The 19,615-nt window shown below is 60.8% G+C and carries 12 protein-coding genes, 1 tRNA gene and 1 pseudogene; 12 read left to right on the forward strand and 2 right to left on the reverse strand.

Annotated features, from left to right (window positions below; all coding sequences use genetic code 11):
• The first annotated feature begins 35 nt into the window (after positions 1-35).
• Genes OP10G_RS16390 through OP10G_RS16410 form a run of 5 tightly spaced genes read left to right on the forward strand, consistent with a single transcriptional unit; the run spans position 36 to position 7,599 of the window.
• The gene (locus OP10G_RS16390; protein ID WP_025229357.1) at positions 36-2,681 is read left to right on the forward strand and encodes a [protein-PII] uridylyltransferase family protein; all 2,646 of its coding nucleotides are present in this window, start codon (positions 36-38) and stop codon (positions 2,679-2,681) included.
• Positions 2,678-3,376 carry a glycerol-3-phosphate 1-O-acyltransferase PlsY gene (plsY, locus tag OP10G_RS16395; RefSeq protein WP_025229356.1) on the forward strand — a complete coding sequence of 233 codons (699 nt, stop codon included), beginning with the start codon at positions 2,678-2,680 and terminating at the stop codon, positions 3,374-3,376. Before OP10G_RS16390 ends, plsY begins: the two co-directional genes overlap by 4 nt.
• On the forward strand, positions 3,333-4,163 hold the full coding sequence (locus OP10G_RS26940) for a hypothetical protein (protein WP_025229355.1): 831 nt from the start codon (positions 3,333-3,335) through the stop codon (positions 4,161-4,163). The genes plsY and OP10G_RS26940 overlap by 44 nt, the downstream gene beginning before the upstream one ends.
• On the forward strand, positions 4,160-5,239 hold the full coding sequence (locus OP10G_RS16405; RefSeq protein ID WP_025229354.1) for an LptF/LptG family permease: 1,080 nt from the start codon (positions 4,160-4,162) through the stop codon (positions 5,237-5,239). Before OP10G_RS26940 ends, OP10G_RS16405 begins: the two co-directional genes overlap by 4 nt.
• Positions 5,239-7,599, forward strand: a complete 2,361-nt coding sequence (locus tag OP10G_RS16410) for an LPS-assembly protein LptD (protein ID WP_025229353.1) — start codon at positions 5,239-5,241, stop codon at positions 7,597-7,599. Before OP10G_RS16405 ends, OP10G_RS16410 begins: the two co-directional genes overlap by 1 nt.
• Positions 7,600-8,022: 423 nt before the next feature.
• Here OP10G_RS16410 and OP10G_RS16415 read toward each other — a convergent pair whose 3' ends face one another.
• Complete coding sequence (locus tag OP10G_RS16415) at positions 8,023-8,808, reverse strand: ABC transporter permease (RefSeq protein ID WP_144241196.1); 786 nt, start codon at positions 8,806-8,808, stop codon at positions 8,023-8,025.
• Between the two features lie 36 nt (positions 8,809-8,844).
• On the opposite strand from OP10G_RS16415, the gene OP10G_RS16420 reads away from it, so the two are divergent.
• From OP10G_RS16420 to OP10G_RS27945, 7 genes and pseudogenes are all read left to right on the forward strand, one after another.
• Positions 8,845-10,758 (forward strand): ArnT family glycosyltransferase, encoded by a 1,914-nt coding sequence (locus OP10G_RS16420; RefSeq protein ID WP_025229351.1) that lies wholly within the window; start codon positions 8,845-8,847, stop codon positions 10,756-10,758.
• Between the two features lie 174 nt (positions 10,759-10,932).
• Positions 10,933-11,889, forward strand: coding sequence for an aldo/keto reductase family protein (locus OP10G_RS16425; protein WP_025229350.1), 957 nt, complete (start codon positions 10,933-10,935; stop codon positions 11,887-11,889).
• Complete coding sequence (locus OP10G_RS16430; RefSeq protein WP_025229349.1) at positions 11,886-12,383, forward strand: ACT domain-containing protein; 498 nt, start codon at positions 11,886-11,888, stop codon at positions 12,381-12,383. The genes OP10G_RS16425 and OP10G_RS16430 overlap by 4 nt, the downstream gene beginning before the upstream one ends.
• A 119-nt stretch (positions 12,384-12,502) precedes the next feature.
• A complete protein-coding gene (locus OP10G_RS16435; RefSeq protein WP_025229348.1) occupies positions 12,503-13,861 on the forward strand; it encodes an aspartate kinase in 1,359 nt (452 codons plus the stop codon).
• A 46-nt stretch (positions 13,862-13,907) separates the two neighbouring features.
• A tRNA-Lys gene (locus tag OP10G_RS16440) sits at positions 13,908-13,983 on the forward strand.
• A 164-nt stretch (positions 13,984-14,147) separates the two neighbouring features.
• Positions 14,148-14,372 carry a DUF433 domain-containing protein gene (locus tag OP10G_RS16445; protein ID WP_025229347.1) on the forward strand — a complete coding sequence of 75 codons (225 nt, stop codon included), beginning with the start codon at positions 14,148-14,150 and terminating at the stop codon, positions 14,370-14,372.
• Positions 14,369-14,679: pseudogene (locus OP10G_RS27945) on the forward strand (DUF5615 family PIN-like protein). The gene OP10G_RS16445 and the pseudogene OP10G_RS27945 overlap by 4 nt, the downstream one beginning before the upstream one ends.
• A 201-nt stretch (positions 14,680-14,880) precedes the next feature.
• On the opposite strand, the gene OP10G_RS16450 reads toward OP10G_RS27945, so the two are convergent.
• Complete coding sequence (locus OP10G_RS16450; protein WP_144241198.1) at positions 14,881-19,401, reverse strand: beta strand repeat-containing protein; 4,521 nt, start codon at positions 19,399-19,401, stop codon at positions 14,881-14,883.
• Positions 19,402-19,615 lie beyond the last annotated feature (214 nt).

The raw sequence follows: 19,615 nt of genomic DNA on the forward strand, positions 1-19,615 counted from the left end.
GTCGTGATTGCAGGAGTTGGGTTCCGTTACTCGCCGTGAGCGGCTTCCGAGATCCGGAGGCCGCCGAACGGACGTTTGAGCGGCTCGAGGCGCTGACCGGCGACTCGGTTCCCGGCTTCGTCCGCGAGGCGTTTCGGGGCAATCCCGACCCGGATTTGGCGCTGACGAACCTCGAGAGGTGGCTTCTCTCTACGGCAAGCCCGGGCCTGTACCTGCAACAGGTCGCAGGGCTTCCGAGCCTCGGCCGGCTCTTGATCACGATTCTCGGGGCCAGCCAGCCGCTCGCCGATTCACTTATCCAAAATCCGGAGCTGGGAAGTCTCATCTTGGAGCCGGGCGAGTTGCGTCCGGTGCCGGACCGGGCCCGAATCGTCGCGGATGGCGAACGGCTGCTCGCTGCATCCACCTCGTATTCGCACACGCTCGACCGGCTGAGGTTTCTTCGTCAGCGGTGGAATCTGCCGATCGTTATCAACGATCTCAGCAGCGCTTGGGACCAGGAGACGGTTTGGCGAGCACTTTCGGATGTGGCGGACGGGCTCATCGAGCTCGCTCGAAACGCGGTCTGGCAGGAGCAGCGCAGGCAGCGGGAGCTTCCGGAAGAGTGCCCGGTGCTGGTTGTCGCCTTCGGCAAGCTCGCCGGGCACGAGCTGAACTACTCCTCGGACATCGACCTGGTGTATGCCGGCGAAGACGGGCTTGCGGAGCGGCTGGAAAGGGACTGCGGCCGGCTTTGCGAGGCGCTCGGCCGGGCGCTGAGCGACCGCATGGGGCGCGGCTTCCTTTATCGAGTCGACCTGCGGCTCCGCCCGTATGGCGGGACGGGGCCGATCCTTAGCAGCATGCGCGCGATCGAGGCGTACTACAACCTGTACGCCGAGCCGTGGGAAGTGCAGGCGCTCCTCCGTTCCCGTGCGGTCGCTGGTCCGCCGGAATTGGTGCGCCGATGGGAGGAGATGCGGATCCGCACCTGCTTTCGCCCCAAGCTCAGCGAAATGGCGTTGGAGCACATGCTCGCGATGCGGGCTCGGATCGAGGAGGGGGCGGGGGAGGAGGACTTGAAGCGAGGAGTCGGGGGGATTCGGGACGTCGAGTTTCTGACGCAGGTCTATCAGCTCCTCCATGGGCACGACCGGCCGGAGCTTCAGGTCCGGCCGACTTGCGACGCGCTACGCGCTCTGGACGGCTGCGGCTTCATCGAACACCCGGTCGCCCAAGCGCTGATCGAGGGATATACGTTCCTCCGAAAGTTGGAGCACCGGGCTCAGTTGGTAGGAGACCGGCAGACCCATGCGATCCCGGCTGCGCCGGAGGCGCGAGAGGCGCTTGCCCGTTCGATGGGGAAGGGAACTTGGTCCGAGCTAGCTACCTTACTCGATGCCCATCGGCGTACAATTCAGACCTTGTACCGCAGCAGCCTTCATCTCGAACCGTCGGTTGACGGCGATCGCGACCGGGTGGCCGCCGCGCTGGGCCCACATGCCCCCGCCGCCTTGCAGTGGTTCGACCTGCTCCCGGAACACGACGCGTTTTACCGGGGGCTGTTCGACAACGAGGGAAGCCTCAGCCGGGTACGTAAAATCCTCGTCGACGCGCCAAGGCTGGTGTCCGCCTTTAAGGAATCAGTCACCTTGACGGAGCTCCTTCTGAGTGGCGAGATCGAGGAGCCGAACGACGATACGGCGCGAATCACGCGGCTTGCTCCGGACGCGCCGCTTGCGGCGGTCGCGACCGCTCACTCAAGCGCGGTTACGATCATCCTCGCCCGTTGGACGCTCGCCCCGAACTTCGACCTTGGCGAGCGTCTCTCGATGGCGATGGATGCATTGCTATCGCATTGCTTGCAGCGCCTCTACGTAGGGTTCGATGTGATCGCCACCGGCAGCTACGGCACCCGGGATTTTGGGCCGACATCGGATGCAGACCTTATCTTCCTCACCTCCCGGAAGGAGCTCCAGGCCGACGCGGAGCAGCAGGCTCAGCACCTGCTCAGTCTGTTGGGGCAGCTCAAACGCTTGGGAGCGCCGGCTGAGGTGGATCTCAGGCTGCGGCCGGAGGGAGGGAAGGGGCTGCTCGTCCGCACTTACGACGGCTTCAAAGCGTACGACTTCGACGGGATGGAAATGTGGGAGCGGTTCGCCCTAGGGCACGCCCGCCTCGTGCGTGGAGCGGAGGAAGGGCTAGACGTCGTGCTGCATTCCGCATATGGATTACCGCTGACTCCCGAACGGTTGAAGGAGCTTGTTCGGATGAAGCGGCGAGTGGAGACGGAACGGGTGAGTCCCCAGCATGTCCATCGCGACGTAAAGCTCGGGGCGGGTGGGCTCAACGATATCGAGTGGCTGGTTCACTTGCACGAGATGCGCTATCCGACGGCGGTGGAAGCCGGGTCGAGGACGCTGATGCCAGAGCGGATCCGGCAGTTGGCGCGGGTCGGCCTTATTAACGCGATCGAGGCGGAGGTTCTGTTGCAAGCGCACCGCTATCTGACCGATTTGCGGGCCCGGATCTACCTTCAGGGGCTTCCAAAGGATCTTTTGCCGGAGAACCCCGACAAGCTCAACCGATTGGCCACGGCTTGCGAGTTGCCCGGCGCGAACGAGCTGCTCGCTCGCCACCTGGAAGTGACGGAGACGGTTCGAAAGATGTATCTCGACGGGTTGGAGCGCTTGCGGGCATGAGCTTGCTTCTCGATTGCCTCCTCGCCTATTTCATCGGCGCGATCCCTTTCGGGGTGATCGTCTGCCGCTCGAAAGGGATCGACATTTTCAAGTTCGGCAGCGGCAATCCAGGCGCCACGAACGTTTCTCGCGCGGTGGGCAAGCCGTTGGGGGCGTTGGTCTTCCTGCTCGACGTATTGAAGGGGCTCGTCCCCGCGCTGATCGCACGGCAGAACGTGACGCAAGACCTGTACGGAATGCACGCGCAAGCTTGGTGGTTTGTGGCCGGCCTTTGCGCGGTATTGGGACACTGTTACTCGGTCTTTTTGCGCTTTCGAGGCGGAAAGGGGATCGCGACTTCTCTGGGTGCGGGACTCGGAGCTTCGCCGGCGGTAGCGGGTTCGGCTTTCGGGATCTTTTTCGTTCTATTCGGTGTTACGCGATACGTCAGCCTGGCCAGCATCGCCGCGGCGATCGCCGGACCGATCTTCGGATGGGTGATCCCAGGTCAGGCGCGAGAGCTGGTTCCGGTTTACGGCCTGCTCGCGGTATTCGTCGTGATCCGGCATCGTGCCAATATTCGCCGGCTGCTGAACGGTACGGAACCGAAGTTCGAATCGAAGAAGAAATCCGCTTCCAATCCGCCTTTAGGTGAAACTGATCCGTCCTTAGATGAACGCCGGTCTGAAACCGGCGGGAACCCCGATGCTCAATGACCTGATTGCCAAACATCCGGAGCTTATCGCGATGGGTTGCCTCTCGTGGGTGATCGTCGTGGTTTGGGTGATCCACGTGATCAACCGGATGATCATGTTGGAACTGGACATCGTGTTCGGGGTGCTCGCCATCGGCGTGGTGGTCGGCCTTGGATTTATGGCAATCGCACCGCCCGTCCCGGTCCTTCAACCGCTCAGTATCGTTTTGCTCGTGCTGAGCGCGGTCATGATTCCGATCACGCGCGGCATTCAGCAGCAGCGGGAGCATCGGAACGTCGACGTGGAGGGGGTCGAGAAGGCGTACGAAGGGTTCGTGCTGCGCCCCAGCAACCCGGCGGCTCAGATCCGCCTCGCCCGTCATCTTTATAACCTCGGGGTTCGGGGGCACGCTCTCGTACTGGCGGAGGGGGCGCTTCCGGGGTTGCCGCGCCGATACTTCCCGGACGAATATCGGATGGTGGAGAACTGGCGGCAATATCCGCCGGACAAGGGCGAGTTCGAGCCGATCGGCTGCGTGGAATGCGGCCATGCGAATGCGGCCGGCACCATTCACTGCGCGGCATGCGGAGCCCGCTTCCTGCTCGACCGGGTGAAAGGGCGGGTCGTCTCGACGCAGATGGGACGCAAGCTGATGGTCGCCTGGATCGTCATGATCTTGTGCGCGGTCGGCATCGCCCTTGCCTCCGAGATTCAGGGTCCCGGAGCGCTGGTGGTGATCTTCGTCATCGCGGTCGGCGCAGTCGGAACGCTTGCGTTGGCGTTTCGCGACAAGGAATCGACGGCTTGAAGAAGCTCGACGTCTATCTCCTCCGCGAGATGATGGTGCCGTTTCTGATCGGCACGATTGCCGTCGTGCTGATGTTTCAGGCGAATACCTATATCTTTCTCGCCAAGACGTTGCCCAATTTGGAAACTGTGCCGAAGAAGGCGATCTTCCAGTACATATACTTTCAAACCCCGCAGTATCTGAACATGACCCTGCTCGTGGGGATGGCGCTCGGCTCCTCGTTGGCGCTCTCCCGGCTCGCGCGGGAGTCGGAGCTGACGGCGATCCGGGCCTCCGGCGTGCGGATCCTGCGGAGCTTGTATCCGGTCGTCGCCTTCGGAATCTTGGTTGGGATCGGCAACTTTTACCTCGCCGAGAAGATCATGCCACCGATGGCGAAGAAGGCCACAAGCCTCGGACTGCAGATCGGCGCCCTCGCCTTCACTTCCGATCTCAAGCCTAACGTGGTCGTAAGCTTGTCGAACTTCACCGCCAACTTTGGTGTTGTGCGTAAGAAGGGCAAAGATGCGATCGAGTTCGAGGACGCTTGGCTGTTTCAGCAGCCGGTTAAAGGGGAGGAAGAGGTCTACTTTTCGAAGCGTGGCAAATACCAGGGTGGGGTTTGGACGTTCGAGGATGCGCGCGTCCGGCGCATCAAAGACGGCTTGGACGTCATCACGACTTCGCGCGCGAAGAGCCTGATTATCAATCAGCGGATCATTGCCGAAAACCTGTTTTCACCGATCATGCCGGAGGAGCAAACGGCGAAAGAACTCCTCGAACAGATCTCCATTCAAAGAAAGAACCACCTGGATACCAAGCAGTTGGAAGTGAAGTACCTCGAGCGGTTCAGCGTTCCGGCGGCTTGCGTGGTGTTCGCTATCGTGGGCCCCGTGTTTGCGATCGTCTTTGCCAGAAACGGCGGATTCGTGGGGGTCTTCCTCAGCATCGTTTTGGTGATGCTGTATTACAACGCGCACGTGATATCGACAGAGATTCTGTCGAAAGTTTCCTTTATCTCCGCCTTCACGGCGGCTTGGCTCCCGAATATTCTGTTCACCATCCTTGGGGTGGTGGCGATTAGGAGGCTTGAATAGTGCCGAAGGGACTGGCTCGTCGCTCCGCGGGAGCGGTTGCATTCCTCGCCTGCTCGGCGTGCGCGTCGGCGCAAATGGGCGGATATGACGTCTTGATTCGAGCGGGGCGGCAGTTGCAGGAGACGAACCAGATTCCACGGGCTCCGCAACCAAATCCGCTGGAGCCGGTCGGCAATCCCGGGCTTCCGCCCAAAACTCCGCCCGATCCCACCATCGCTCAGCAGGGGGACCTGCCGGGAACGGAAAACCCCGACGAAGGATTCAAGCTCATCCGAAGCGGGCGCCAACGCTGGAGCGGCAAGCACGTGGAAATGGACGAAGGGGTGGAATTCGTCTACAAGGGCTACCACGTCTTCGCGGATAGCGGAGAGGGAGACCTCAACACCAACATCTTCTCGCTTGCCCACCACGTGCAGATCATCGGCACCGACGCGGTGGTTAAAGGGGAGCGGGTCGTGGTCGATTTCAAGCAGAGGACGTACCGGTCTTTCAACGCAGAGTCCCAGGTGAGCCCCAAATTGGTGGGGGGCAAGATCCTGAACGACGTTTATATTAAGGCGCGCGAGTCGTTCGGGAGCCAGCGGGAAACCCGCTCGTTCGACGCCGAGGTTACGTCTTGTAACCTGGAACATCCTCACTACTCGATCGACGGTGAAGACGTGGTGGTTCGCCCGGGGATCCGGGCGATCTTTAGGAGGGCCAAGATCCGGCTGTTCGGCCGGACGATTCTCCGGGTGCCGTATCTCTCCATTCCGCTCGACGACCGGCAATACCGCAACCTGCCGACGGTAGGGCAAAGCCCGGACGAGGGGTACTACATCAAGACCAATTACGGGATCCCGCTGAAGGGAGAGAAGGAGCTGCGATCCCGGCTGGATTATATGTCCAAGCTCGGCGTGGGTGTTGGCGCGGACTATGCTTACACCGCTCCCCGCATGGGCGGATTCCTGAGGTTCTATACGATCCGGGGGAACGTCAATACGCTCAGCGTCTCAAACGAGCATCGCCAGAATCTCGGTTGGGGCGAGCTCAATCTTACGACCGACATTCAGCAGGGAAACTACCTTTCGGCCCCCGATAGCACTTTGCTAACAAATCGGGCGGTGCTCACGATTCCGCGCGGTTCGGACACCACGCAGTTTGGGTTCGCCCGCACCGCAAACTCTACGTTCGGGAACAGCACCACGACCCAGACGATTACGCTGTCCGACCAAAGAAACGTCTTCGGGAAGGTTCGCACGAACGTCGACCTTAACTGGTTGACCAACAAGTCCGAATTTCAGGGGCAGCCGGGCCAAAAGCGAGAGCAGCTCGAAATGCTGGTGAAGGCCCAGGAGGATTTGCCTAAGGGACAGGCCAGCCTCGAGTATCAGCGCTCGATCCCGATCGGTGAGACGGGAAGCTTCTTTAGCTCAAACGACCGGACTCCGGTGATCACCTTCTCGTCGGACGCCCAGCGGTTGGTCAACCAGAAGTTTGCGCAACAGCTTCCTTTCCGAACGGAGGTCTCGTTGGGCGAATTCCAGGACCTCACGGGCAACAGCCATGTGAGCCGGGGGAACTTCGACTTCAGCTTTCAGAAGCCGGACCGAAGCCGGAAGCGCTTTCACCTCGACTACAACGGGGAATTCCGGCAGGGAATCTACTCGGACGACACCGCTCAGTACGTTTTGAACTACGGAACCCAGATGGGTTACAGCCTGGGCCGCGATACCGCTATCAACCTTCGCTACAACTACCTTCGACCGTACGGTTACAGCCCGCTGCAGCAAGATCGCTCGGGCAAGACGAACCTCGTCACCGGCGACATAAGCTACCGGCCGATCCGCTCCTTCTTGATCGGCGCTCAATCGGGTTACGATATCAACCGAATCGAGACCAGCGATACCGGCTGGCAGCAGGTGGGGCTTCGTACGGAGTGGATCCCCACGAGCTACTTCCTGCTGAGAAGCCTTTCCACTTACGACACGTTCCAGGGGGCTTGGAGCAGTGTCCGGTTCGATCTCGGCTATCAGCCCGGGGCAACCCTGCTTACGATCGGTACCCGCTACGATGGGATCCGCAAGGTCTGGAGCAATGCCAACATTTTCCTCAACAACCTCAAGGTCGGACGAGCCCGGTTAAGCGCGGCTCTGACCTACAACGGCTACACCAAACAGTTCGACAGCAAGCAGTATTCGATGATCTACGACCTCCACTGCGCGGAGGCGGTATTCACGATGACAGAGAGCAACACCGGATTCAGGGCCGGCCGCGAGATCCAATTCTTCGTCCGCCTGAAGGCGTTCCCGTTCAATTCCCTCTTCGGGATCGGCCGCCGCGGACAGCCGTTAGGGACCGGCACGGGGCGAGACTTCTAGTGTAGTGTCTCGTTAATCTCAGGCGCGAACAGATGCCTCCCGAAGCGTTGGAACAACGCGCCGTCGGGAGGCTAAGCTCCTCCCAACCGTCCTCTCCCAGCCGCTCATATACACGTTTAGATAAGACGTCGACGGGCTTCTTCGCCCCCTCGTGAATTGGTTTGCCCGTAGCCTGGGGATTACGGTCATTGAGAAATTAGGTTTACATTTCCCTTGCCTGATTTCACCCGTAGCCCGTGGCTTTAGCCGCGGTTCAAGGTTCTACCGGGGATAAATCCCCGGGCTACGGGGCAGATCAGACAAAGTTGTCGATCACCGCTCCGGAGTCGGGTTCAATGCCACCGCCCAGGAGCGGAGGCTTATTTAAAGGCAATGTGCCAACCGTATCGCATCGGGAGAGCCATGGAGTTGCGAGACCCTACACTAGCTACTTGCGGATGAGTAGTGGCGCATCGCGAACTTCCAAAAACGTCGCGATAGGAACAAGGCAAGAACCGCCCAAAAGATGCCCAGGCCCAGCATCGCAGGATCGAACCCTTTAACGAGCTGCCGCGCTGGGATGGTCGAGAGGAGCCCGAGAGGAAGGACGAATGTGAAGGCACGCTGGACTCCGAGCGGATAGATGTCGAGCGGGTACCGGGCCATCGACGTCACCGTTTCGCCGAGGATGAACAGGTTGTCGACACGAACGAGCCAAATGCCGGTCGTCATCATAGCTAGGTTGAAAGAATAGAAGACCGCGACCGCGGCGAACACGAGCACCAGGTAGGAGAACCACTGGAGAATCGACGGGCTGGTCGCGCCCATATGGATGCCCGCGATCACCATGCCGATGCCCGCGATGAGGGAGCCGACCTGGTCGAAGTTGAAGCGGCGCATGCTGATCCAAAACTGGTTGTCGACCGGTTTAGTAATCACGAAGTCGAGCGTCCCCTGCCGCACTTGAGTCGGAATCTCGGTCAGTGAGAAGAAGAACGCGGACGATAGGGCGCTCATGACGAATACGGTGGCGCCCAGGACGAACGCGTCTCCGCGAGCCCAGCCGGCCACGTCCGGTGTGTTTCGGTACACTACGAGCAGGATCATCACAAAGAAGCCGATCCAGACCACGCTCTGGAAGATCTTCGCGATGAAGTTGGCGCGAAACTCCAGCTCGCGAGCTAGCGAGCTCTTCATAAACGTCCGGTAGATCCGCCAATACCGCGCCACGTTCGAAAGGCTACCTCTGCGGTACGCTCGCGCGAAGTGTTAGGCGTCCTCATTACGTTGGCGGTCGTCGCGGGCTGCGCCGGAGTTGGCGCGGCGCTCGTCCGTCGATGGTCCGAGGCGCTGGACACCGCGTTGCGTCTAGGGATAGGCGGATTGGTGGGGCTGGGGGTTCTGGGAACCGCTACCCTGTTCATCGGGCTGATTCCCGGGGGCTTTTCTTTCGGGATCTATCTTGTTGGCGCCTACGCGCTGGCCGGGATCTTTTTGTTAGCTCGAGGAGGAAGGGAGCTTCGATTTGGCTTGCCGAAGGGCCCAGCGGTGCTTGGGCCGTTGGCGATGGCAGTTCTGGTCCTGTTCACCTTGGTGGCGGTCCTTGCTCCAAGCGATGGAAACGACTGGGATTCGCTTGCCTACCATTTGGCGGTGCCCAAGCTTTGGCTGGCGGCGGGGCACATTTACTCGGTTCCGGCGATTCACCACAGCAATTTTCCCGACGTCATCGACGACCTCTACACCTGGGGGTTGATGTGGGGCGGCCAGGCGGGCGCGAAGGGGTTTTCTCTCGGCTTTCTCGTCCTCGGCATTCTCGCCACCTTCGGCTTCGCGCGCCAGCGATATGGAGGAACCGCGGGTTGGTGGTCGGCGCTCGCTTTTGCGACGGTTCCGGCGATTCTTTGGGAGAGCGGAACCGCCTATATCGATGTCGGGCATGGGCTCTTCGCGGGCCTCGGCATCGCTTTCGCCGCAATCGCGGTAGCGGACGAGGATCGCCGGTCGCTTTGGCTCGCCGCGGTTTTACTTGGTTTTGCCGCGGCTAGCAAGTACACGGGGCTTCAAACGATCCTAGTCGTTTGTGGGGCCGTGGTGATCTTCGGCGTCACTCGCCGACAGGTGGCGGATTCCCTGAAGAGCGCGGTGCTGATCGGCCTCGTTTCCGTGGCCATCGCCTCGCCCTGGCTTATCAAAAACGTGGTGAACGTAGGAAATCCGGTTTATCCGTTCCTGTACGAGCGCTTCGGCGGGGCGAACTGGGACCAGCGGCGGGCCGACATCTACCGGATTGAGCAGCAAAGCTTCGGCGTCGGGCATAGCCCGACGAATATGGGGCATGCGGTGCTTGGATTGGCTTACCAGCCGGGCCGGTACGTGAATCCAAATCAAACGCATGGCGGCGGATCGCCCTTTGGGGCGGCCGGAATCGCGGTGCTGGCGGCGCTCGTCATCTGGCCCCTGAGCGGGCGAGCCCGGCGGTTTGAACGGTTCATTCTCGCCAGCTCCGGCATCTTCTTCGTGCTCTGGATATTTCTCAGCCAGCAGAGCCGTTACATCACCACCCTCGCCCCGCCGGCGGCGATTTTGCTGGGAGGGGCGGCGGTCATGCTGACCCTGCGCCAAGCTGCCATGGCGGTGGCGGTGCTGCAAACCTCCTATACGCTGTGGCTATTTCAGAGTCAGAAGTTTTCGGACCAGCTTCAGGTTGTGCTCGGGCGGGTTTCGGCGGACGAATATCAGGCGGCGACGATTCCGTTCTTTGAGGCAAGTAAGGCGATCAATCAGCAGGTCGTTGGAGGGAAGGTCGCACTATACGACGAAGTGTTCGGCAACCTGCTCGATGTTCCGTACATGTGGGCGAACCCGGGCCACAGCACCTTGATCCCGTACGACTCGATGAACAATGCCGAGGACTACGTGCGGGAAATGAAGCGCCTCGGCTTCACCCACGCCTATATCAATCTGAGCCCGATGGTCAAGGACAAGGCTTTCGCCCAGCAGTGGCTCGCGTCGATGGGGTTATATGGCGCTCCCACTCCGCTGCAGGCCGACCTTCGGAAGTCGTTGGTGGACGATTGGCAGAGCAAGTGGGAAGTGCTGCTCGCCGATGCGGTCGCCGAGCACAAGCTCATTCCCGTGCAGCCGTTCAAACACGGAGTTCTCTTTAAGTTCCAGTGACGGGCGGGACGCCCGCCGTCCAGGGTGCGGCCGGGACGGCCGCGCTCCGATAAAGTACATCGCGGAATTCGTTTCCGGAAAGGTTGTCAAATTCGGGCTTCGGCACCGTTAGCCTAACGACCTTCGGACCTGGGAAAGGATCGGAGCGTGGGTGGGTACGCTTCTTCGTTACAAATGCGCTATCGCCAGTTGGGACGGTATGGGATCCGGGTGAGTGAGGTCTCGCTCGGCGGATGGCTTACGCAGGGGCGGACAATCGATGATGCGACCACCGAGAACATCGTGCGCAAGGCGTTCGACCTCGGCATCAATCTGTTCGACACCGCCGACGTGTACAACCGCGGCGAAGCCGAGCTCTCGCTGGGGAAAGCGACCGCCGGATTGAAGCGCGAAGAGCTTGTCATCGCGACCAAGTGCTACTTCCCGATGAGCGACCGCCCGAATGACCGGGGGCTGGGGCGGAAGCACATCACGGAATCGGTCCATGCCTCCCTCAAGCGTCTGCGGACCGACTATATCGACCTGATGCAGTTTCATCGGTTCGATGCGGACACGCCGATGGACGAAACCGTGCGCGCCATCGACGACCTCGTTCGGCAGGGGAAGGTGCTGTATTGGGGAGTCAGCGAGTGGCAGGCCCACCAGATCACGGAGCTGGTTCACACCGCGCGCAGCCTGAACGCGAACCCGCCGGCGAGCAATCAGCCGCAGTACCACATGCTCAATCCGGGAATTGAGAAATCGGTTCTGCCGACTTGCCAGCAGTTCGGTTTGGGGAACATCGTGTTCTCTCCGTTAGCACAGGGTGTTCTAACCGGTAAGTATCTGCCGGGCCAGCCGGCGCCGGAGGGATCGCGAGGCGCGGACGAGACCTCCAACAATTTCATGCAGGGCATGCTCAACGACGAGACCCTGACCCGAGTCCAGCGCCTCAAGGATTACGCGAACGAGATGGGGCACCCGTTGGCGCGGTTCGCGCTGGCGTGGTGTCTTCGGCAGCCGGGCGTGAGCTCGGTCATCGTCGGCGCCTCGCGACCGGAGCAGATCGAAGCGAACGCCGAGGCGAGCGGAGTGGAGCTGCCGGCCGAGGTGTGGCAACGGGCGGCCGAGATCCTCGAGGGCAAGGAATGACGAAGATCGTGCCTCAAGTCGCCGACCGAGAAACCGAATTCGAAAAGCGCCGAGGCGTGAGCCGTCTGGAGGTTCGCCACGGCTTTGCCCAGGTGCACGTTTCTCAAATTGAAGGGGACGTGATGCGCGGCCGCCTCTTCGTGCTGGAAGCGGTGACCAATGCCGCCATCAGCATCGACTTTCTCAAGCTCTCTCCATCGGGAATGTCGTTTCTGGTTCCGGAAGACAAAGGGGAAGAAGTGGAAAGGGCGATCGAGCCCACCGGCGTTCACTTCAGCATCCATAGCGCCCGGAGCATCCTCCTGGTTCATGCGGTGAATATTCGGGACGAGGAAGGGATGATTGCCAGTCTCGTGCAGACCCTCATCGGAACCGGCGCGGAAGTCGACCACTTGGGCGATATGCACGACCGGATGTTAATGGTGCTTCGAACCGAAGACGTCGAGCGGGTGGCCGAGCGATTTCAGGAGACGTTGACGGAGCGGGTTTCATGACGCGTCACTGCCCCTCCCAAGTAGCGTCGGCGCCCTCGCCGATGAGCGAACGTACGTTCTCCCTCACCCCCAACCCCCTCTCCCTCGTTCGGCACATACATCCGAAGGAGGGCAAGTAGATGCGAATTAAGGTGATGAAGTTTGGGGGCACGAGCGTCGCTACCGCCGAGGCGCGGATGACGTCGGCGATGCGGGTGATCTCGGCGAAGGAGCAGGGGTTCCGGCCCGTCGTGGTGGTCAGCGCGATCGGGCGGAAAGGGGCTCCGTATGCCACGGATACGCTGATCAACGTGCTCCGGGAGATTGACCCGAACGTGGAGCCGGAGCCGCGCGAGCTGGATCTGCTGATCGCTTGCGGAGAGATCCTTTCTTCGGTGATCTTCGCCCACACGCTCAAGACTCTCGGACATCCGGCCCAGTCGTTCCGCGGCGGACAGGCGGGTATCCGGACCGATGGCGTCTATGGCAACGCCCGGATCGTCGGAATCAATCCGGTAAGTCTTTTCCGAAGCATCGAAGCGGGAAATATCCCGGTCGTGTGCGGTTTCCAGGGGGTGTACGTGGCGGGTGACGGTGCTCCCGGGGGCGAACTTACGACGCTTGGGCGCGGGGGCTCGGATACCACCGGAGCAGCCATCGGCGCCGCGTTGAATGCCGACGCGGTCGAGATCTTCACCGACGTGGACGGCGTGAAGACGGCCGACCCGGACGCGGTCCCGACGGCGCCCACCCTGCGAACCGTCACCTACGACGAAGTGGCTGAGATCGCCCACCTGGGGGCGAAGGTGGTGCATCCGCGCGCGGCGGAGATCGCGATGAACTACCACATCCCGCTGTGGGTGAAGAACACCTTCTCCGACGATGAGGGAACCGAGATCGTGACCCGCGAGCAGTTCCCGGGCCGGCGAGTGACCGGCGTTACCCACACCGGCAAACTCGTCTTCCTCCAGTTCAACTTGTCGAACGTCGACGGCGCCGAGCGGGCGATGCTGGAGGGGCGGATCTATGAGACGATGGCGCGCTATGGGGTCAACCTCTTCATGTTAAACCTCAGCCCCAGCAGCACTGGATTCGCGCTTCCGCGCAGCCAGTATCCGATCGTCAAGGACGTATTAGACGGTCTGGTAGTCCCCGGGGCGGGAAGCGCGACCGAGCGCCCTCTCTACCTCTTTCAAATCGGACAGCACGCCTCGCGCGAAGTCGAGACCCAGGCGGCGCTGCTGGAGCCGCTCGGGCAGATCCGGCGAGTGGTGGCGCAGCTTACCGAGGGGTGCACGATGGTCTCGCTCGTCGGACACGAATATATGCAGCAGCCGGGGGTCTTCCTCGCCGTGCTCCGAACCTTGGCTGACGGCCAGGTGACGGTGTTGCAGACCAGCGACAGCGACTACTCCCTCAGCGTCCTCGTCCCCGAGGCGGAGACGAATCGGGCGGTTCGGTTGCTACACGACCGGTTCGGATTGGCGGAGGTCCGATGACAAGCCCTTGCACCGGGTTTTGACGGCGAGGTATAAATACCCCCACGGATCGTTAGCTCAGTTGGCAGAGCAGCTGACTCTTAATCAGCGGGTCGTAGGTTCGAGCCCTACACGGTCCACCAAGATTTAGGTTCAAAACCTGCTCGTATCGAGCGGGTTTTGTTCGTTTTAAGGGTACAGGTACACGATCGGGTACACATTGCCTTCTTTCGACGGCATTTTAAGCTCAAATTTGGGCTTATGAAGCAGATCGCCGCAGTTGCCGTAGGATGAAGGGATTCCGATGATCGACTACCATCAAATCATCACCGCCGATCCGGGCAAGCGCGGAGGACGACCTTGCGTTCGAGGAATGCGCATCAGCGTTTCCGACGTTTTGGGTTGGCTTTCGTCTGGAATGTCGCACGGAGAAATCATAGAGGACTTTCCTGAGTTAACCGAGGAAGACATCCGTGCTTGTTTGGCCTATGCCGCCGACCGAGAACGTCGTCTGATTGCCGATCACGGATGAGGCTGCTATTTGATCAGAATCTGAGCAGCAAACTCTGCGCTCGGCTCGCTGATTTGTTCCCAGATTCTTTGCAGGTCCGGTCGCTTGGGCTGGACAGAGCGGATGATCGCGTGATTTGGCGACATGCTCAGCATCACGGCCTCGTCATCGTAACGAACTCGCGGCTCTTTTCGGACCGCCTCCCAAGGTTGTGTGGCTTCGTTGCGGCAACCTATCGACGGCAGACACGGCTTACCGCATTCGGGCTCATGCGGAGGCCTTAGCGGGATTCGAAGCATCGGATGCGGCGTGCTTGGAAATCTACTAAGACAAAAGAGATCTTGGCGAATAAAGCGAAGGAAGCGAATCTTACAAGAGCCGACGTATGACCTTCCCTGATCCGTAAGCTTGTAAGTGTCTTTGGGTCTCCCGTCCGGCCGAGCACATCGAACGGGGGTTGATCCCGTCCGCAGTGCCCGCCAAAGCCCGGCAATCGGCCCACCGTCGGGTCGATTGCCTACAAAGTTCGCTAGGGAATAATAGGGATGATCCTGAAGATCGGGTTCCCGAGCCCAGACGCCGAGAATAGGATTCGTAGCGGCTTTTGATTGTCCAGGGAATAGATACCGACGATTCCGCCTTGATCCGACCAGACGCTGAACGCGTTGCCATCGAACGTACCAACCGGATCGAAGTAGTTGAACGCGGAAACTTGGGTGTAGGCCGTGCTTGATATAAGCGCGGTCGTCTGAGTTCCGTTAAGGCTGTATGCCTGCCAAGTCCCCACGCTTAGTTTCTTCGATATCAGCATGAGCGACGCGGCAGGCCGCCCGGGCGCCGCGTCTAGATTGCCGGCGAAACCATTGATGATCTGCGCCGGTGATCCGCCCTGCACTCGATAGAGGTCACTGAAGGCTCCATCGGCTACTTGCACGTAGAAATCACCATCTGCGAGAACGGAGTAAGACAGGATCGACCCTCCCATCGGCACTAAGGACGTTATGATCCCGGTGCTCATGTCGTAGATGCCCATGGTCGTCGCATCTGCCTGGAACAGCAGGCTCCGCCCATCCGGGAAGAATTTCGGATTGGTAAGCGAGGTCGTTCCAACGGTGCGCGGAGGTCCAGGCGCGGTAGCCCCCGAAAGAGCGTCGATGAACGTGTACGAGGACGACCCATCGTCGGCAAGAATCACGGACCCGTCCAAGCTAACGTCTAGCAGGTGGGCGGTGTTGGAGTAGGTTTGAACGTTGGTTCCGTCCATATTCACGGAGTAGATCCCCACGCCCGGACTTAGCCCGCCAGAACCGGCCTGGAGGGTGGCGCCAGCTTCGAAGAACACTCGCTCTCCGAGATCCGTTGGGGCTGGATCTAGGTACATCGTGACCGGCTGGGGGAAGTCGCCGGAAGGAGTGATCGTCACCGGAGTAACGAAAGAAACCGGGCTGGTCGTGAACAGGACCGAGGCTTGGGTCTGCCCCTCCGGAACCGTAACGGAGAACGGAAGACCACCGCTCGCCGACGAGCTGTTGATTTGGAGGACTGAACCGCCGGCAGGAGCGGGCGAGCTCAGAATGACCTTTAGGACGGCCTGAGATCCTCCGGTAAGTTCACTCGGAATAACCTGGACAATAAAGGATGTCGGCCGCAGTAATACGTCGCGAGTTAGCGTGGTGCCATTAAGAGTTGCCGACACGGTCACGACGGTGTCCGAATCGACGTTTGCGGATGTAGCGGCGTAACTTGCGCTCGTAGCACCCGCAGGAATCGTCACCGTCGATGGGACGGTCATGACCCCGCTCGAACTGCTCAGGCTGAATGTAAGGCCGCCGGCAGGCGCCGGATTCTGCAATCCGATCTTCCCACCGGTCGGGAATGCATCCAAATAGGCCGGTCCTTGAACGTAGATGTCTTCGGTGGCCGATACGCCGTTCGCCGTGGCCGTCACCGTGACGGTTTTACTGGTGGCGACGGCGGATGTGGTGATGGTGAAAGCGACAACATGAGAGCCCGTTGGGATCGTCACGGTTGAAGGCACGCCTACCGCCGCCGGGTCACTGCTGGTTAGCGTGAATTTGAGGCCGCCCGCCTTGATGTTGGTGCTGACGAACCCAGGAGTCGAGGTTCCACCTCTCAGCTCGGAAACCTGAGAGGTCAGTTGGGCGGTAAGCGCGGGCGCCGTCAGAGTGAACGAATTGCTCTTGGTATTTACGTTATTGAGGCTCGCAGAGATCGTCGCGGTCGCCGGGGTGCTCGCTAGCGAGTTCAGAGCGTTGGTTGGGAGCATCGTATGCCCAACCGTTTGACCCGCGGGAATTAGGAGCGGGGCCGGCGTTCCCAAAGCATCGCCGGCGGGAAGGAAGCTGACCGCAAAGTATCCGTGGGGCGCCGGGCTCGATATCGTAACGGTGATAACCCCTGGGGTTCCCAGAGTGATACTGGATGGCGAGACGGTCACCGAAGTGATCGTGGGCGCCTTAACCGTCAAAGTTCCGGACGTCGATTCGCCGTTCAAAGTTGCCGTAACCACGGCAGAAAGGTTGGCGAGCACAGGCGAGGTCCGCGCACGGAATGTAACCTTCGTCGCACCCGCGGGAACGAACACCGACGCTGGAACGCGCACTGAAGGCTTGCTCGAAGCGATCGTGATCGTTTCGCCACCGGCGGGAGCCGCATGCAGCAAGGTCATTGTCCCGGTAGAGTTCACGCCGCCCACGACACTGTTGGGCGAGAACACGATCGACGTAATAGAGGGAGCGGTAACTCCGAGTTGAGCCGTCGTATTCGCGCCATTGAGAGTGGCGGTTACGGTTCCCGTGGTATCCGCCGAGACCGACGTGGTCGTAACGTTGAACGTAACGCTCGTCGCGCCGGCGGGCACTGTGACGCTCGAAGGAACCGGAACGGCCGAGCTGTTGCTTGCGAGAGCAACCGCTACTCCGCCCGTTGCCGCCGCACTAGAAAGCGTGACCGTTCCGGTCGACGACTGACCACCGGTCACCGAATTAGGGGAGAAAGCAAACGAGGAGATGGTGGGCGCGCTGAGTTTCAGTGGCCCGGTAGCCGAGGTTCCACTAAAGCTGCCCGTGACGTTCGCGGTAACGTCGGAAGCGACCGCCACCGTGGTGGCGGTAAAGGTTGCGGTGGTTGCTCCTTCCGCAACCGACACCGTAGAAGGCACGGTGACAGCCGGCTTGTCTTTGCTAAGCGCAATGAGGATTCCCCCGGCGGGAGCCGGAGCAGAAATCGTAACGGTGCCGACCGAACTGGAGCCTCCGACTACGGTCGTAGGGCTAAACTCCAGCGAGACCATCTTGTAGGAAACCACCGTCAGGGTCCCAGAAACCGTTGTTCCAGCGGCGGTGGCCGTTATCGTCGCGGTCGTGTCGCCGGCTACCTGACTCGTGACCGCCGTAAAGGTAGCCGAAGATTGACCTTCAGGGATCGTTACCGAGGAAGGAGTCACGACGGCAGACACGTTCGAGGACAGGTTCACGAGCGTTCCACCCGCCGGCGCCGGACTGGCCAACGTAACCGTGCCCGTAGAGCTAGCGCCGCCGTTAACGGAGCTGGGCGACATCGTCAATGAAACCAATCCCGAAAAACGGACCGTCAACTGGGCCGTCTGGGATATTCCGGCCAAGGTCGCGGTACCGGTCACCACCGTGTCGGCGGCGACGGGCGTCGTCGTTGCCACAAAGCTGGCGCTCGTCGCTCCCTGAAGGACCGTCACGGAAGCAGGAACGGATGCCGCGGGTTTGTCTACCTTGAGGGCGACTACAAGTCCTCCCTTGGGCGCGGGGCTCGATATCGTCGCCGTGCCGGTGGAGGAGACTCCACCCGAGACGCCCGGCGGCGAGAAGCCTAGGCTGATCAGAGTGGGCGCGGTGATCTTAAACTGAGCCTGAAGAGAAGCTCCGTTCAACTTGGCGGTTGCGGTTGCGGTGACGTCGGCCGCGACGGCTGCGCTTTTCGACGTAAAAGTGCAAGTGGTCGCACCGGCGGGAACGCTTACCGACGCCGGAACCGACGCTACGGTTTTGTCGATGGTTAAAGCTATCGGCAGTCCGCCGGCCGGGGCGGCACTTGAAATCGTAATGGTTCCGGTGGTCGCGCCGCCGCCGGCAATCGTCGTCGGACTATACGAAAACGAAACCAGCGTTGGGGCGGTGACCGAGAATGGAGTGCTCACGGTAGCTCCACCGGCACTGGCGGATAACGTGGCCGAGAGGTTTGTCGCGACGGGAACGGTCGTGGCCGTGTAGGTGGCGCTCGACGCTCCGGCTACCACGCTTACGGAGGCCGGGACGCTGATCGATGGGCTGCTGCTGGAAGGGGTGAAAACGAACGTTGTTCCAGGCGGAACCTCGTTGGTGAGAGTCGCGGTGACCGTTGCACTGTTGCCACCCACTACACTCGTGGGAGAGACCGAGAGCGACGCCAGCGAAACGCCAAGTACGGTGACTCCGGTCGAGACGATCGATCCGTTCAGACCGGTGGACAAAGTCACTAGCGTATTAGCGGGCACCGAGGCGCTCGTCAACGTAAGCGCCCGAGAGGTTCCTCCGGCCAAAATCGTGATCGTAGATGCCGGGATCACGGCGGAGTTGTTCGATGCGATACTCAGCGTGAATCCGCCGGCTGGCGCGACGCTGGAAATGGTTGCGGTGATAGTGGTCTTCGCTCCGCCCAGAATCGTCGTTGGCGAGGCGGTTAACGAGACCATTCGGGGAGCCGTGATCGTGAGCACGCCCTGCGCCGAACTCGCACCTGCGGTCGCCGTAATCGTCACGTTCGTGTCGGTTGGTACCGCAACCGTCGAAACGTTAAACACCGTACTCTTTTGGCCAGCCGGGACCGTGACGCTGGCTGGTTCGTTGGCACTCGGGCTGTCATCGGAAAGCGTGACGACGAGGCCACCCGCCGGTGCGGGACCAGAGAGCGTCAAGGTCGCAATGGAATTCTTACTGCCCACCACGCTCGCCGGATTGAACGTGAGACTCGACGGCGCCGGCCCTTGACCAAAGCCGACGCTAGCCAGAAGGAACATGGCCAACGTAGAAAGCAGTTGAATGCAAATGCGAAAAGAACGGAGCATGGCGAGACCTATCGGTATCGTACACCAACGCTCGCGTGCCCGCTAGTCCCTGAAAAGCGTGCTCGCCAACACCGAATAGGCGCGGTTCGAGCCAGTTTCCAACCGCGTCTAATCTCCAAAGATCGCGAGGATGTTAACCTCGAACGACTCGGCCCGGATGCGATAT

The organism is Fimbriimonas ginsengisoli Gsoil 348 (assembly GCF_000724625.1).
GTDB lineage: Bacteria > Armatimonadota > Fimbriimonadia > Fimbriimonadales > Fimbriimonadaceae > Fimbriimonas > Fimbriimonas ginsengisoli.